This is a genomic window from Bradyrhizobium campsiandrae (assembly GCF_014529705.1).
In the GTDB taxonomy this organism is placed as follows: Bacteria; Pseudomonadota; Alphaproteobacteria; order Rhizobiales; family Xanthobacteraceae; genus Bradyrhizobium; species Bradyrhizobium campsiandrae.
Map to the genome: position 1 here is coordinate 1 of NZ_JAANIH010000292.1, position 379 is coordinate 379.

Below are 379 nucleotides of genomic sequence, written 5' to 3' on the forward strand. Positions count from 1 at the left end.
ACTCTAGAGGGCTTGCAGACGCAGCGAAACGTGGTTTCCCACGCTCTGCAACGCCGACACACCCTGGAGGCGTTGCGCAGCCCCCAGGTCGATCTCAGCGCCCCAACGGCGTGCGACGCCGACCCCATGCTGGTACGCGCCGCCATGCACCATGGCGAGCCCCTCAACCACGACTGCCCGGTCTGTGAGTCCCCGCGCTTAGCCCTGCTGCGCCATGCCTTCGGCCACCAGCTGGGCCAATACTCGGGTCGCATCCGTACCCTGGACGAACTAGAGGAGATGGAGCACCAGTTCGGCGAGTTTCACGTCTACGAGGTCGAGGTTTGCCCCGACTGTCTGTGGAATCACATCCTCGTCGACTACGTCCTGGGTGACGGTC

At 64.4% G+C, this 379-nt stretch carries 1 protein-coding gene; it reads left to right on the forward strand.

Annotated features, from left to right (window positions below; genetic code table 11):
• Window positions 1-30 precede the first annotated feature (30 nt).
• A partial coding sequence (locus G8O24_RS47465) for a DUF5318 family protein (protein ID WP_202988846.1) occupies window positions 31-379 on the forward strand: 349 nt, incomplete at its 3' end.